A 13,079-nucleotide genomic window follows, 5' to 3' on the forward strand; every position below is an offset into this window, starting at 1 on the left:
CCGAGCGCAGGGTCAGCAGGACGTTGGTTCCCGTATCCGCATCCGGCACGGGGAAAACATTGAGGACGTCGACGAGGTCCCGGGTCTGATCGGCGACGATCTCCGCCAGCCCGATCCAGCGCCGTACCGCCGCCCCCTGCAGCACGTAGGTCTCCGGGACAGGGGTAGCGGGGCGGTGTCCTTGCGACTGCGCCATCTTCGCCTCCCCTGCATCCTGGCTGCGACCACCGCACCACATGCGTCTCACGCTGCGAACACCTTCTGTTCCACTGCATGATCTGCATATGTGCTGGCGTTCAGCGAGCCTGGTTCGCGGCTGGGCCGAGCCTCCGTGTTGATATGTAGTTTCAGAGTACCCGCACAACCACATTCCTCCCACCGGAGCGAACATCGTGCGGAACGTCCCGTTCTGGGCGATAGAGCGCCAGTTGGAGACTCGAACCACCAACACGCTGGTCAAACCGCGTACCACCGCACCCCGTTCGGGCAAACGTTCGTCATATGGTGAGATCCGGCACGTTCACAACCCGCAGGTCGTACGTCGGCGGCCCTCCGATCGCCCCGGCGTGTGCCCGAACCCACGCCTCCGTGGCTTGGGAGCCGGCCAACAGTTCCGCTATTGTGTTCGGGTTGCCCAGAGCCCTGCGCCTGGGCGGTAAGACCTGGCGCCAGGCATGGGCCTGAGCGTTGAAGCATTGAAGATCAGGAGTGAGACCGTGGCTGCTGTGTGCGACGTTTGCGGCAAGGGCCCCATCTTCGGCAAGAGCGTCTCGCACTCCCACGTGCGGACCAACCGCCGGTGGAACCCCAATATCCAGCGTGTGCGTGCTCTCGTCAACGGCGCCCCCAAGCGCCTCAACGTGTGCACGTCCTGCCTCAAGGCCGGCAAGGTGACGCGCAACATCTGAGCGCACCGCCTCGAGTCCTTCGAGCGCGAGGCCGCCGCTGCATCTGCAGTCGGCGGCCTTTGTCGTCCTCGGGTTCCACTTGGGGAGCGGTGACTCAGGCTCCGGCGAAATGGTCCCACCCGGCGTGCTCGCGAGCCGGTTGTCCGCCCACGAGCACACCCGGTCGATGGCCGAGTCCGTCGGCCATCGGGCTCTGGGGGGCCAGCACCCGGCCGATCACCACGGCGTCTGCCGGCAGACGCTCTGCGGCCTCTGGCGGGACGGTGGCGAGCATTCCGTGGTCCTCTCCCCCGGTGAGCAGCCAGCCACGGGCCAGGGCGTGTGCTGCCGGTCCACGGCCGCCCGCCACGAGCGCGGCGACCGGCTCGAGGAAGGACATATCAAGCAGGTTCCCCGGATCGTCGAGGTCGATGACGACGCCGCTGGCTCGGGCGATCCGTCCGGCGTCGCGCAGCAATCCATCCGAGACGTCCATCATGGAGGTGGCTCCGGCATCGGCCAGGGCGGGTCCTGCCACCAGGGCCGGAGTCGGTGCCCGGAAGGCGGCCAGGCAGTCCCGGACCTGAGACAGGTCCCGATACTGCTCCGCCGCAGTCTGCTTCCCGGCGCTGAGCAGGGCGAGTCCGGCCGCACTGCGCCCCAGGTTACCGGCGTAGACGACGAGGTCGCCGGGACGGGCACCGCTTCGCAGGACCGGCGCCCTACCCTCGAGATCGCCCAGGACCGTGACGGCCACGACCAGCGACTCCCCTCCGCTGAGGTCGCCGCCGACGACGCCGGCCCCGCAGGGCTCGCAGCCCCGGGCCAGGCCCTCGGCGAAGTCCCGCACCCATGCCACTGGCGTGGTCGGGGGCATGACGAGACCGACGACGAGGGCGACAGGCCGCGCCCCCATGGCGGCGGCGTCGGCAAGGTTCTGGGCCGCGGCCCTTTCGCCGACGTCACGCCCCGTGGACCACTCGGTGCGGAAGTGGTGCCCCTCGACCAGGACGTCGGTGCTCACCGCCGTGCGCGCGTCGGGGAAGAACAGGACCGCGCAGTCGTCCCCGCTGCCCACCGGGGTCTGCGCGGCGCGCGGTAGAAGGGGTGTGATGAGGGCGAGGAGCTCCTCCTCGCTGAGGTCGCCGACTCTCGCGGCATCAGCGGCATCAGCGGCATCACCGCCGGGAAGAACCGGCTCAGCGGTTGACATCACTGGAGCGCGACAGGGCCAACTCGATGAGCTCGGAGACCAGGTCGGTGTACTCCAGCCCTGAGACCTGCCACATGTAGGGGAACATGGAGAAGGGGGTGAAGCCGGGCATCGTGTTGATCTCGTTGACGACCGCCTCGCCGGTGTCGGTGAGGAAGAAGTCGACGCGGGCGAGTCCCTCGCAGCCGACTGCCTCGAAGGCCCGGGCGGCGGTGTCCATGATGAGGGCCCTATCCTTGGGACCGATGCGGGCCGGGCAGACCATGGCGACGGCGTCGTGGGCCAGGTACTTGGTCTCGAAGTCGTAGAACTCGCCGGCGCCCTGTGTAACGTCCATGGCGATCTCGCCGGGCTCGGCCACCCGGGGAGCGTCGTCGCCGCGGCCCTGCAGGACGGCGACCTCGATCTCACGCCCGACGATACCGCTCTCCACGAGGACTTTCGGGTCGACGGCCCGGGCAGCCTCGATGGCCCCGGGCAGGTCCTCGGGGCGGTCGACCTTGCTGATACCCAGGGAGGAGCCGGCGCGGGCGGGCTTAACGAACAGGGGGTAGGTCAAGGACCGGCAGGCCTCCAGGATCGCCTCGGGATCGCGCTTCCAGGCGTGGGGGCCAACGACGACATGCGGAGCCGTGGCGATGCCGGCCGCTCCGAGGAGCACCTTGGTGACCTGTTTGTCCATGCCCGCGGCACTGGCCAGCACTCCGCAGCCGACGTAGGGAACGCCCATCATCTCCAGCATTCCCTGAATGGTTCCGTCCTCGCCGTAGGGCCCGTGCAGAAGCGGCAGGACGACGTCGACCCGGCCGAGCGCTCGGGGACCAGTGGGACCGAGCACGGTCAGCTCGCCGCCTCCCAGCGGGGCGGTGAGGGTTCCCCGACCCAGCGCGTCGGCGGTGATCGTCACTGGCGGTCGGCCGTCGCTCAATTCGAGAGCGGCCGGGTCGTCCTCGACGAGCACCCACTGGCCCTCGGGGGTGATGCCCACAGGAAGGACCTCGTAGCGGTCGCGGTCGATGGCCGACAGGACTCCGGCAGCGGTGGCGCAGGAGATCGTGTGCTCCCCGCTGCGCCCGCCGAAGACGACGGCGACTCGCACCTTGGACTTGTCAGAACTGGGAACGGAGGGGCCGGTTTCCTGGAGGTCTGTCATAGGCCACACGCTACCGCGCGGAGCCCCGTATGCTGATAATGCGCAAAGATCCCGGATCAAAGCGGGCGCCCCGTACGCCCCTGGAAGGAGGCAACGATGCCCCACCGCAGCCCCGTCGCACCGCTCGCCCTGTTGGCCTGCGCGACCCTGGTGCTGAGCTCCTGCTCACTGAGCACGTCGTTCCCCTCGGGCACCCCCACCACCAGCGATGTCGGCACCGGGGGAACACCGGGGACGGCTCCGGCTTCGGGAAGTGCAGCGCCATCCAGTCACCCCCGGCACAACAGCTCGGACGCCCCGGACTGGGGAACCGGCTCCCAGGGGCAGCAGGCGGCAGAGGGCAGCACCCTCACGGTCGCCGACGTCAGAATCGGGAACCACCCGGAGGAGGGCTACAGCCGGCTCGTGGTGGAGTTCGATGGTCAGGGGACTCCGGGATGGAGCCCGCCCCAGTGGGATGCTCCGGCCTCCACCATGGGCAAGGGCGACCCGATCGAGGTTCAAGGAGGGCACACGATGGTCATCCGGGGCAGCGGCGTAGCCGACGTCCCCCCGGACGGGCAAAGGGTCAGCGGCCATAGGCAGATCGAGCTCGACGACTCCGCGAACGACGACAGGAGCATCGACTCGGCCTACATCGATCCCGGCTTCGAGGGCGAGTTCCAGGTCGTGATAGGCACCGACTCCCAGACCTATCGCATCTTCAGACTGTCCAGTCCCACGCGCCTGGTCATCGACATCGCCCACGACTGAGGACCGGCCCAGCGCCGTGCCGCGGCGAGAGTTCCGGGCATCCGCAGTCGTGCGAGACGCGACCGGGCTACGTCTGAGACGCGGCGGCGTGCACGCCCTCGGCCTTGCGAGGACGAGCCAGCAGAGCATCCGTCACCTGGGCGACGCTGGCGGCGCCCTCGACGACGGTGACGACCCCGGCGGTGATCGGCATATCCACCCCGTGGGCCTGGGCCAGGTCGAGGACGGCGCGGGCGGACTTTGCCCCCTCGGCCACGCCTCGGGAGGCCGAGGCGGCCTCGGCCACGCTCATCCCCTCGCCGAGGTGACGGCCGAAGGTCTGATTGCGACTCAGGGGCGAGGAGCAGGTGGCCACCAGGTCGCCCATTCCGGCCAACCCGGAGAAGGTCTCGGGGCGGGCGCCGAGCTCCAGGCCCAGGCGGGTGATCTCCACCAGGCCCCGGGTAATGATCGTGGCCTTGGAGTTGTCCCCCATGCCCCGGCCCGCGGCGGCGCCGACGGCCAGGGCGATGACGTTCTTGACCGCCCCGCACAGCTCGACGCCCAGGACATCGGTGTTCGTGTAGGGGCGGAAGGTGCCGGTGGCGCACATGGCGGCGATCCGGGCGGCGACCCGCTCGTCATCGGCCGCCACCACGGTGGCGGTGGGCTGGCCCGCGGCGATCTCGTCGGCGAGGTTGGGCCCGGAGATGACGACGACGCGGGATCGGTCGATCCCCAGGACCTCGGCCAGCACCTCGCTCATTCGCAGCCCGGTGCCCAGCTCGACCCCCTTCATGAGGGAGACGGCCACGGCGTCGTCGGCCAGGGCGCCGTGGATGGGTTCCAGAACCCCCCGGGCCTCCTGGGAGGGCACGGCTACGACGACGACGCCCGCTCCCTGGACGGCTCCGGCCAGGTCGGTGGTGGCCGTCACGCCCGGCGGCAGGCGGTGGCCGGGGACGTATCGCTCGTTGGTGCCGGTGTTGATCTCGTCGGCGATCTCCTGGCGCCGGGCCCAGATCGTCGTCGGGGCACCGGCCTGAGCCAGGAGGCTCGCGAAGGTGGTTCCCCAGGCGCCCGAGCCGATGACGGCCGCCCGCCGCACCGGCGCCATGCTCGTTGCGTTTCCGGCTCCGCTCACTGACCGTCCTCCCTGCTGTCCGCCTCGGGCAACGGGTCGGGGCGGCGCACGCCGATCCTGCCCTTGCCGGGGTCCCCGTCGTAGCGCAGGTCGAAGGGCCGGGGGGCCTTCTCGCCCCGAAGCTCCTCCACCAGAACGGTGATGGCCCGCATGATCTCGGCCGTGCAGGCGCGCACGGCCTCGCGGTCCTGGGTGTCCTGCCCGAAGCGGGACAGATCCAAGAGCCCGCCGATGGCCACGCGCACGTCCTTGCGCGGGAAGGGGTGGAAGGAGCGCCCGTAGGTGTCCAGGATCTCGTGAGCCCCCCACTGCCCCATGGGCAGGACGGGTGCCCCGCTGGTCATCGCCAGCCTGGCCGCGCCCGTCTTGGCGACCATCGGCCACTTGAGGGGGTCCCGGGAGAGGGTGCCCTCGGGGAAGATCATGATGGCTCCGCCGTCGGCCAGGACATCGCCGGCGGCCTTGAGGGCCGTGGCCGCGCTCTGGGTCCCCCGCTGGACCGGGATCTGTCCACCGGCCCTCAGGATCGAGCCGAGCACCGGCACCTTGAACAGGGTGGACTTGGCCAAGGAGTAGACGGGCACGTCGGCGTCGACCAGTGCGCGCATGGCCGTGAGCGAGTCAAGATCCGTCAGGTGGTTGGCCACGGCGATGAAGCCGCCCTCGCGGGGTATGTTCTCCAGGCCGGTCACCTTCTGCCTGGAGACCATCTTGAGGAACGGAATGATCGCCCCGCGCGCGGCGAAGCGGTAGAACGGGGTCATGGGGCGTGTTGCAGGCACGGGTGAACTCTATCCGCTCAGGGGGCCGAGCGAGATCCCCCGGGCCCCAGCCCCGCTATACCGATGGCTGGCCGGTGCGGCCGTGCGCGATCAGGCCAGTCGGGTGACGGCGGCGTTGAGGGACTCCAACTTGGACATGAAGTGCTCGTAGCCGCGATCGATGAGGTTGACTCCCTCGACTCGGCTGGTGCCCTCGGCGGTCAGGGCGGCAATGAGGTGAGAGAAGCCGCCGCGCAGGTCGGGTACAACAATGTCGGCACCGCTCAGGGGGGTGGGGCCGGAGACCACCGCGGAGTGGTAGAAGTTGCGCTGGCCGAAGCGGCACTCGGTTCCACCCAGGCACTCCCGGTAGACCTGGATGGTGGCGCCCATCTTGCGAAGCGCACCGGTGAATCCGAAGCGGTTCTCGTAGACGGTCTCGTGGACGATGGACAGGCCCTGGGCCTGGGTGAGGGCCACGACGAGGGGCTGCTGCCAGTCGGTCATGAAGCCGGGGTGGACGTTGGTCTCCACCACGATCGAACGCAGGTCCCCTCCGGGGTGGTAGAAGCGAATGCCCTCGTCGGTGACGTCGAAGGCGCCCCCCACCTTGCGGAAGGTGTTGAGGAAGGTGGTCATGTGGCTCTGGTGGGCGCCGCGCACGAACACGTCGCCGCGCGTGGCCAGGGCGGCCGAGGCCCAGGAGGCCGCCTCGATGCGGTCGGGCAGGGCGGAGTGGGTGTAGCCGCACAGCTCGTCGACGCCCTCGACGTGGATGGTGCGGTCGGTGTCCACCGAGATGATGGCGCCCATCTTCTGCAGGACGTCGACCAGGTCCATGATCTCGGGCTCGACGGCGGCCCCCCGCAGCTCGGTCAGCCCACAGGCGCGCACGGCGGTGAGCAGGGTCTGCTCGGTAGCGCCGACCGAGGGGTAGGGCAGCTCGATGACGGTGCCGTTGAGGCCGTCGGGCGCGGTCAGCCGGATGCCCTGCTCCTGCTTGTCGACGGAGGCGCCGAACTGGCGCAGGATCTCCAAGTGGAAGTCGATGGGCCGGTCGCCGATGCGGCACCCGCCCAGGTCCGGGATGAAGGCCTCCCCCAAGCGGTGCAGGAGCGGGCCGCAGAAGAGGATCGGGATCCTGGAGGAGCCGGCGTGCGCGTCGATATCGGCCATGTGCGCGGACTCGACCTTGGAGGAGTCCAGCTGGAGGACACCCTCGCGCTGGTCGTAGTCGATGCTCACACCGTGCAGGCTCAGCAGTCCCGAGACCACGTCGACGTCGCGAATGAGCGGGACGTTGCGCAGCACCGAGGGGGAAGATCCCAGCAGGGCCGCCACCATCGCCTTGGGGACCAGATTCTTGGCCCCGCGGACGGTGATCTCACCAGTCAGCGGGCGACCGCCCTCGACCTGGAGCAGACCGTCGACCATGCGCACCTCCATGACGTCATCTGGGCGTGCCGTGCGCGGCCGGGCACCCATCCTCGCGCGGGCGCGCGAGGCCGTCCCAGCATAAGCGCACCTGAGGGACTCCCAGGACCGTTTTCAGCCCCGTATCAGGTGGCCTTCGACTCACAGAAGTTCCCGATCAATATGCGATAGCACCGTGGAAAATCCGATGAGATTCGACGAGGCGACCGCGACCTGGGCAAACCCGGGCATGCCCCCGGTCATTCTCAGGGCCGGGGCATGTCCGCGGCCCTGGCTGGGACGACCTCCTGGGCGGGCAGGTGCTTGGCCGGAAGGGTGCGCGGTTTGAAGGCGGGGCGGGCCTCCTCGTGGGCGCGGATGGCGTCCTCCTGGGTGAGGGTCAGGGAGATGTCGTCGAGCCCCTCCATGAGGATCCAGCGCACGTAGTCGTCGATGGAGAACATGCAGCGGAAGGACCCGGCCTCCACCGTGCGGTTCTCCAGATCCACCGTCACCTCGGTGCCCGGCTCGGTCTCGAGGATCTTCCACAGCTGCTCGCAGTCCTCCTGGGACACGACCCCGGCCACGAGCCCCTGCTTGCCGGCGTTTCCGCGGAAGATATCGGCGAAACGGGGGGCGAGCACCGCCTTGAACCCGTAGTCCTTGAGCGCCCATACGGCGTGCTCGCGCGAGGAGCCCGTGCCGAAGTCGGGGCCCGCCACGAGGACGGAGGCCCGCTTGTAGGCCTCCTGGTTGAGGATGAAGTCGGGCTCACCGGCCCGCCAGGAGGCGAACAGGGCGTCGTCGAAGCCCGTGCGCGTGATGCGCTTGAGATACACCGCCGGGATGATCTGGTCGGTGTCGACGGCGCTGCGCCGCAGCGGAGCGCCGATTCCCGTGTGCCGGATGAACTTGTCCACAGCCTCTTTCAGCTCCTTGCCTTCTGTCTCTTCATCTCTTCCGCGGCGCCCGAACGCTACAGGACGGTCACCGGGAGCACGGTGGAGGCCGGCTGCGCCTCCGACGGGACCGCTGCGACCACCGGGATGTCGCCCGGACTCAGCGGCCGGCCATCGGCGCCCTCTAAGTCGGCGGGGTGCGGGGGCAGGTCTCCCGGGGCGGACAGGGTCCCGCGCACGGCGGTGGCGGCGGCCACGACGGGCGAGACGAGGTGGGTGCGCCCGCCCTTGCCCTGACGCCCCTCGAAGTTACGGTTGGAGGTGGAGGCGGCGCGCTCCCCGACGGAGAGCTTGTCTGGATTCATGGCCAGACACATGGAGCAGCCGGCGTTGCGCCACTCGGCCCCGAAGCTCTTGAAGATCTGATCCAGGCCCTCGGCCTCGGCCTGCAGGCGCACCCGGGCGGAGGCGGGAACCACGAGCATGCGCAGTCCCTCGGCCTTCCTGCGCCCGCGCACCACCTCGGCGGCGGCCCGCAAGTCCTCGATGCGGCCGTTGGTGCACGAGCCGATGAAGACGGTATCGACCTTGATGTCGCGCAGGGGTGTTCCTGGGACGAGATCCATGTACTCCAGGGCGCGCTCGGCGGCGAGCCGCTCGGTGGCGTCGGCGATGTCCTCGGGATCGGGGACCGCGGCGGACAGCGGCAGGCCCTGGCCGGGGTTGGTGCCCCAGGTGACGAAGGGTTCGATGTCCTTGGCCTCGAGGACCACCTCGGTGTCAAAGACGGCGTCGGAGTCGGTGCGCAGACTGGACCAGTACTCGACGGCCGCGTCCCAGTCCTCGCCGACGGGCGCATGGGGACGGTCCTTGAGGTAGTCGAAGGTGGTCTGGTCCGGGGCGATCATGCCGGCCCGGGCCCCGCCCTCGATACTCATGTTGCAGATCGTCATGCGGGCCTCCATCGAGAGCTGCTCGATGGCGCGGCCGCGGTACTCGATGACGTGGCCCTGGGCCCCATTGGTCCCGATCTTGGCGATGATGGCCAGGATGATGTCCTTGGCCCCGCTGCCCGAGGGCAGATCGCCATCGATGGTCACGCTCATCGTCTTGAAGGGGGCGATCGGCAGGGTCTGGGTGGCCAGGACGTGCTCGACCTGGGAGGTGCCGATCCCGAAGGCGAGCGCCCCGAAGGCACCGTGAGTGGAGGTGTGGGAGTCGCCGCACACCACGGTCATGCCGGGCTGGGTCAGGCCCAGCTGGGGGCCGACGGCGTGGACGATCCCCTGGTCGGCGTCCCCCAAGGAGTGCAGACGCACCCCGAACTCGGCGCAGTTGGCGCGCAGCGTTTCGATCTGCGCCCGGCTGGTGACATCGGCGATCGGCAGATCGATATCCAGGGTAGGGGTGTTGTGGTCCTCGGTGGCGATGGTCAGGTCGGTGCGCCGGACTCTGCGCCCCGCCAGGCGCAGCCCCTCGAAGGCCTGGGGGCTGGTGACCTCGTGAACCAGATGAAGGTCGATGTACAGCAGGTCGGGGGCGCCGTCGCCGCCCTTGGACACCACATGATCGCGCCAGACCTTCTCGGCGAGAGTCATTCCCATCGACTTCATCCTCTCAGAAACAGCTGTTCGCGGTCGTGAAGGGCACGGGAAGCAACCAGAGACTCCGCCGAGACTCCGCGCAGACCACGAGAGGCGGCCGCGCCGCGCCCGGAGTCGCAGTCTCCCACCCGGACCCCAGGATGCTGACACAGTGCCGCTTTCCGGAGACGACCCTAACTTGAAATCTCATACCTTGAAATGACAGTATCAGATTATGGACAGTTCCTTTGAGAACGACAGCAGCGGCGTCGGTGTCATCGACAAGGCGGCCATGGTGATGAGTGCGCTGGAGTCGGGCCCGGCGACTCTGGCCCAGCTCGTGTCCGCCACTCATCTGGCCCGCCCCACGGCGCACCGCATTGCGGTCGCCCTGGAGTTCCACCGTCTGGTCACCCGCGACTCCCAGGGCCGCTTCATCCTGGGCCCCAGGCTCACCGAGCTGGCCAGTGCCGCGGGCGAGGACCATCTCCTGGCCGCGGCCGGGCCGGTGCTGGCGGCCCTACGCGATAAGACCCACGAGTCCGCCCAGCTCTACCGCCGTCAGGGCGACGTGCGCATCTGCGTGGCCAACGCCGAGCGCCCCATCGGGCTGCGCGACTCCATCCCCGTGGGCGCGACCATGTCCATGCAGGGCGGCTCCGCGGCTCAGGTGCTGCTCGCATGGGAGGAGCCCGACCGCCTGCACCGTGGCCTAGTGGGCGCCCGTTTCACCGCCACCATGCTCTCGGCGGTCCGACGCCGGGGATGGGCCCAGTCGGTCGGAGAGCGCGAGCCCGGGGTCGCCTCGGTCTCAGCGCCGGTGCGCGGGCCTGGAGGCAAGGTCGTCGCCGCCATCTCGATCTCCGGGCCCATCGAGCGGATGGGCCGTCAGCCCGGCCGTGTCCACGGCCATGTGGTCATGGCGGCGGCGCGCCGCCTGTCCGAGGTGCTCAGCGACGCCAGCATCGGCTGAAGGCCTCCCGGCACTTCCCGGAACCCGGAGTCTCTCAGGCCTCGACCGTGGCTAGCGCGCGCTCCTCAGATCGATGGCGCGCCGGTAGGCCTCAACGTTCATCTGGACCACCGTGCCCCACTCAGGAAGCGGGTCGACCTCGTAGTTGTGCTCCTTGATGCGTTCGAGCAGCTCGTCGTCACCCAGAAGCGCCGCGAGTTCGCGAGCCAGGCCGGCGTCGTCGTCGGCTAGGAGACCGTCGACGCCATCGGTGACGAAGTCGCTGACCCCGCTGGAGCGCAGGGCGATCACCGCCAGTCCCGCGCTGCGGGCCTCGAGGGTGGAGATGCCGAAGGAGTCCGCGGGCGAGGTCTGCAGGTAGATGTCGGCGCGAGTGAAGGCCCGGGCGAGCTCACTGCGCTCAACGCGCCCCACGAGGGTGATGCGGTCGGCCAGGCCGGAGTCGGCGACTTCCTGGGCGAGCCTGTCGCGCAGCGGGCCGTCCCCGTAAATCTTGAGGACGGCGTCGCATCCCGGGGTGTCCCTGACCGCATGGGCGAAGGCACGCACGACCTGCAGGGGGCGCTTGCGCTCGATCCATCGCAGGGAGGCGACCACCGTGACCGGCCGGCGGGGCCTGCGCCCTTCGGGCCCGGGGCGCTCCAGACGCCAGTCGTCGATGGTGATGCCATTGGGCAGGACGGTCACCGGCTCGCGGGCACCGGCGCGCCGCACCTCGGCGGCGAGCATGGAGGACACGGCCGTCAGGTCGGCGCCGCCGCGCTGCCACAGCCGCACCGGGCTGATGGGGCCCAGTGCCCCGGCCATCGGCGCCCAGGGCCCCAGCACGCAATGGAAGGTGAGGGACAACGGGAGTCCCGCCCTCTGGGCGGCGGCGATACCGGACCAGGCGAAGGGGGAGACGATGCCGACATGGGCGTGGACGACGTCGGGGCGCAGCCGGGACATGAGGTCGTCCAGCTCGCGCCGGGCTCGCGGGTGAACGGGCAACTCGCCGGGCAGGTGCACGGTGGTGCGATAGACCGGGAAGCCGTCGCCCCGCTCGACGCTGCGGCCGCGCCGGTCGCCGACCGGCGTCGCAGTGACGACGGCGGGCTCGTGACCGGCCATCCTCAGGTTGCGGGCGAGGTCCCGCACCTGGGTCTCGATGCCGCCCAGTCGCGGCGCGTAGCAATCGGAGACGATGAGGACGCGCATGCCCTCCAGTCTGCCACGCCTCTTCCTCGCAGGATCCCGCCGCAGCGGGGATGCGTCTGGCGCTAGGAGACGACCTCGGCGCGGCGCAACTCGGCGATGGCGTTCTCGAAGTCCTCCAGGGAGTCGAAGGAGGAGTAAACCGAGGCGAAGCGCAGGTAGGCGATCTGGTCGAGATTGCGCAGGGGGCCGAGGATCGCCAGACCGACGTCGTGGGAGTCCACGAGGGCCTGGCCGCCCGCGCGGATGGCCTCCTCGACCTTATGGGCGAGGAGCGCGAGCTGGTCGTCGGAAACGGGCCGCCCCTGACAGGCGCGCCTGACCCCGACCATCACCTTGTCCCGACTGAAGGGCTCAACGACGCCGGAGCGTTTGCGGACCGACAGGCTGGCGGTCTCCAGGGTGGTGAAGCGACGCCCGCACTGCTGGCACTCGCGACGGCGACGGATCGAAGTGCCGTCCTCCGCGGTCCGGGAGTCGACGACGCGTGAGCCGTCATGACGGCAGAAGGGGCAGTGCACGCCTCCGTCCTCCGATCTCAATGGACTACCTGTCGGTCCATCGGAGACTAAACGTCGGGCGGACCGCCCCGCAAGCCCGCCTCGCAGTGAAATCCGTGCACAGGTCCTCAGGAGACTGGGACTTCAAGGGTCTGCCCGGCGCGGACGGTGGTGCTCTGAAGGTCGTTGAGCTCGACGATGCGCGCCACGGTCGCCGAGACATCCGCAGTCCCGCTTGCCGCTGCGATCTCCCACAGGGACTGACTGGGACGGACCACGGTGGTCACGGTGGCGTCCGTCCCCACCGGCGGTTGAGCGGCCGCGGCCGCGGAGGTCGGGGAGGCCAGACCGGCAAGACCGCCGAGTGCGAATCCGCAGCAGGCGAGCGCGATCACCGCGATAACAGCGAGGGAGCCACCGCGGCGAAGGAGACGCGGCTCCGTCTGGGAACGGATCGTCCGCCCCTGCCGATCCTGCTGGTTCCCAGACGGAGCGGCCGCGTCCTGCCGGACAGCCTGCCGGCCACGGTCGCGCTGAGCCCGGTCGCGCCGCCTGGCGGCCCGCACCGCCGGGTGCTCAGGAGCGAGCCTCTCCAGCTCCTGCCGGCGACTGCGCAGGGCCACCGGT

13 protein-coding genes and 1 pseudogene are annotated in these 13,079 nt (G+C 69.8%); 3 read left to right on the forward strand and 11 right to left on the reverse strand.

The features are described from left to right. Positions 1-196, reverse strand: a pseudogene (locus tag HMPREF0975_RS16170) (glycerol kinase); the annotation flags it as partial. A gap of 520 nt (positions 197-716) precedes the next feature. Here HMPREF0975_RS16170 and rpmB point away from each other — a divergent pair. Further along, a complete protein-coding gene (gene rpmB / locus HMPREF0975_RS07910; protein WP_003785965.1) occupies positions 717-908 on the forward strand; it encodes a 50S ribosomal protein L28 in 192 nt (63 codons plus the stop codon). Positions 909-1,002: 94 nt separating this feature from the next. On the opposite strand, the gene HMPREF0975_RS07915 is transcribed toward rpmB, so the two are convergent. Together HMPREF0975_RS07915 and HMPREF0975_RS07920 are read right to left on the reverse strand one after the other, a co-directional pair. Then, on the reverse strand, positions 1,003-2,100 hold the full coding sequence (locus HMPREF0975_RS07915) for a thiamine-phosphate kinase (protein ID WP_009233626.1): 1,098 nt from the start codon (positions 2,098-2,100) through the stop codon (positions 1,003-1,005). Beyond that, positions 2,087-3,253: a D-alanine--D-alanine ligase family protein gene (locus HMPREF0975_RS07920; protein WP_009233627.1), complete on the reverse strand. Its 1,167-nt coding sequence runs from the start codon at positions 3,251-3,253 to the stop codon at positions 2,087-2,089. Before HMPREF0975_RS07920 ends, HMPREF0975_RS07915 begins: the two co-directional genes overlap by 14 nt. Before the next feature lie 96 nt (positions 3,254-3,349). Here HMPREF0975_RS07920 and HMPREF0975_RS07925 point away from each other — a divergent pair, with 96 nt between their 5' ends. Beyond that, entirely contained in the window at positions 3,350-4,006 is a 657-nt protein-coding gene (locus HMPREF0975_RS07925) for an AMIN-like domain-containing (lipo)protein (RefSeq protein WP_009233628.1), read from the forward strand. A 67-nt stretch (positions 4,007-4,073) separates the two neighbouring features. Here the strand turns inward: HMPREF0975_RS07925 and HMPREF0975_RS07930 are convergent, their stop codons facing one another. The 5 genes from HMPREF0975_RS07930 to leuC all read right to left on the reverse strand — a co-directional run bounded on the left by HMPREF0975_RS07930 (position 4,074) and on the right by leuC (position 9,806). Beyond that, positions 4,074-5,129, reverse strand: a complete 1,056-nt coding sequence (locus HMPREF0975_RS07930) for an NAD(P)H-dependent glycerol-3-phosphate dehydrogenase (protein WP_009233629.1) — start codon at positions 5,127-5,129, stop codon at positions 4,074-4,076. Next, the gene (locus HMPREF0975_RS07935; protein ID WP_009233630.1) at positions 5,126-5,893 is read right to left on the reverse strand and encodes a lysophospholipid acyltransferase family protein; all 768 of its coding nucleotides are present in this window, start codon (positions 5,891-5,893) and stop codon (positions 5,126-5,128) included. Before HMPREF0975_RS07935 ends, HMPREF0975_RS07930 begins: the two co-directional genes overlap by 4 nt. Before the next feature lie 108 nt (positions 5,894-6,001). Then, entirely contained in the window at positions 6,002-7,324 is a 1,323-nt protein-coding gene (murA, locus tag HMPREF0975_RS07940) for a UDP-N-acetylglucosamine 1-carboxyvinyltransferase (RefSeq protein ID WP_009233631.1), read from the reverse strand. A 245-nt stretch (positions 7,325-7,569) separates the two neighbouring features. Next, positions 7,570-8,223: a 3-isopropylmalate dehydratase small subunit gene (gene leuD, locus HMPREF0975_RS07945; RefSeq protein ID WP_009233632.1), complete on the reverse strand. Its 654-nt coding sequence runs from the start codon at positions 8,221-8,223 to the stop codon at positions 7,570-7,572. A 56-nt stretch (positions 8,224-8,279) separates the two neighbouring features. Further along, entirely contained in the window at positions 8,280-9,806 is a 1,527-nt protein-coding gene (gene leuC / locus HMPREF0975_RS07950; protein WP_009233633.1) for a 3-isopropylmalate dehydratase large subunit, read from the reverse strand. A gap of 214 nt (positions 9,807-10,020) precedes the next feature. Between leuC and HMPREF0975_RS07955 the strand changes: the two genes are divergently transcribed. Beyond that, the gene (locus tag HMPREF0975_RS07955) at positions 10,021-10,758 is read left to right on the forward strand and encodes an IclR family transcriptional regulator (protein ID WP_009233634.1); all 738 of its coding nucleotides are present in this window, start codon (positions 10,021-10,023) and stop codon (positions 10,756-10,758) included. 51 nt (positions 10,759-10,809) lie between these two features. Here HMPREF0975_RS07955 and HMPREF0975_RS07960 read toward each other — a convergent pair whose 3' ends face one another. The 3 genes from HMPREF0975_RS07960 to HMPREF0975_RS07970 all read right to left on the reverse strand — a co-directional run. Continuing rightward, positions 10,810-11,955, reverse strand: coding sequence for a glycosyltransferase family 4 protein (locus tag HMPREF0975_RS07960; RefSeq protein WP_009233635.1), 1,146 nt, complete (start codon positions 11,953-11,955; stop codon positions 10,810-10,812). Between the two features lie 62 nt (positions 11,956-12,017). Further along, the gene (gene nrdR, locus HMPREF0975_RS07965; RefSeq protein ID WP_009233636.1) at positions 12,018-12,473 is read right to left on the reverse strand and encodes a transcriptional regulator NrdR; all 456 of its coding nucleotides are present in this window, start codon (positions 12,471-12,473) and stop codon (positions 12,018-12,020) included. Between the two features lie 107 nt (positions 12,474-12,580). Beyond that, positions 12,581-13,079, reverse strand: a 499-nt coding sequence (locus HMPREF0975_RS07970; protein WP_009233637.1) for a LysM peptidoglycan-binding domain-containing protein, incomplete at its 5' end; no start/stop codon positions are given.

It is taken from the genome of Actinomyces sp. oral taxon 849 str. F0330 (genome assembly GCF_000239715.1).
GTDB lineage: Bacteria > Actinomycetota > Actinomycetes > Actinomycetales > Actinomycetaceae > Actinomyces > Actinomyces johnsonii.

What these genes read in the sequence shown, in the direction of transcription:
- HMPREF0975_RS07935 (WP_009233630.1), bottom strand. Translation starts at nt 5,893, where the DNA reads ATGACCCCGTTCTACCGCTTCGCCGCGCGCGGGGCGATCATTCCGTTC.
- HMPREF0975_RS07925 (WP_009233628.1), top strand. Translation starts at nt 3,350, where the DNA reads ATGCCCCACCGCAGCCCCGTCGCACCGCTCGCCCTGTTGGCCTGCGCG.
- HMPREF0975_RS07960 (WP_009233635.1), bottom strand. Translation starts at nt 11,955, where the DNA reads ATGCGCGTCCTCATCGTCTCCGATTGCTACGCGCCGCGACTGGGCGGC.
- leuC (WP_009233633.1), bottom strand. Translation starts at nt 9,806, where the DNA reads ATGGGAATGACTCTCGCCGAGAAGGTCTGGCGCGATCATGTGGTGTCC.
- HMPREF0975_RS07915 (WP_009233626.1), bottom strand. Translation starts at nt 2,100, where the DNA reads ATGTCAACCGCTGAGCCGGTTCTTCCCGGCGGTGATGCCGCTGATGCC.
- HMPREF0975_RS07920 (WP_009233627.1), bottom strand. Translation starts at nt 3,253, where the DNA reads ATGACAGACCTCCAGGAAACCGGCCCCTCCGTTCCCAGTTCTGACAAG.
- HMPREF0975_RS07955 (WP_009233634.1), top strand. Translation starts at nt 10,021, where the DNA reads ATGGACAGTTCCTTTGAGAACGACAGCAGCGGCGTCGGTGTCATCGAC.
- murA (WP_009233631.1), bottom strand. Translation starts at nt 7,324, where the DNA reads ATGGTCGACGGTCTGCTCCAGGTCGAGGGCGGTCGCCCGCTGACTGGT.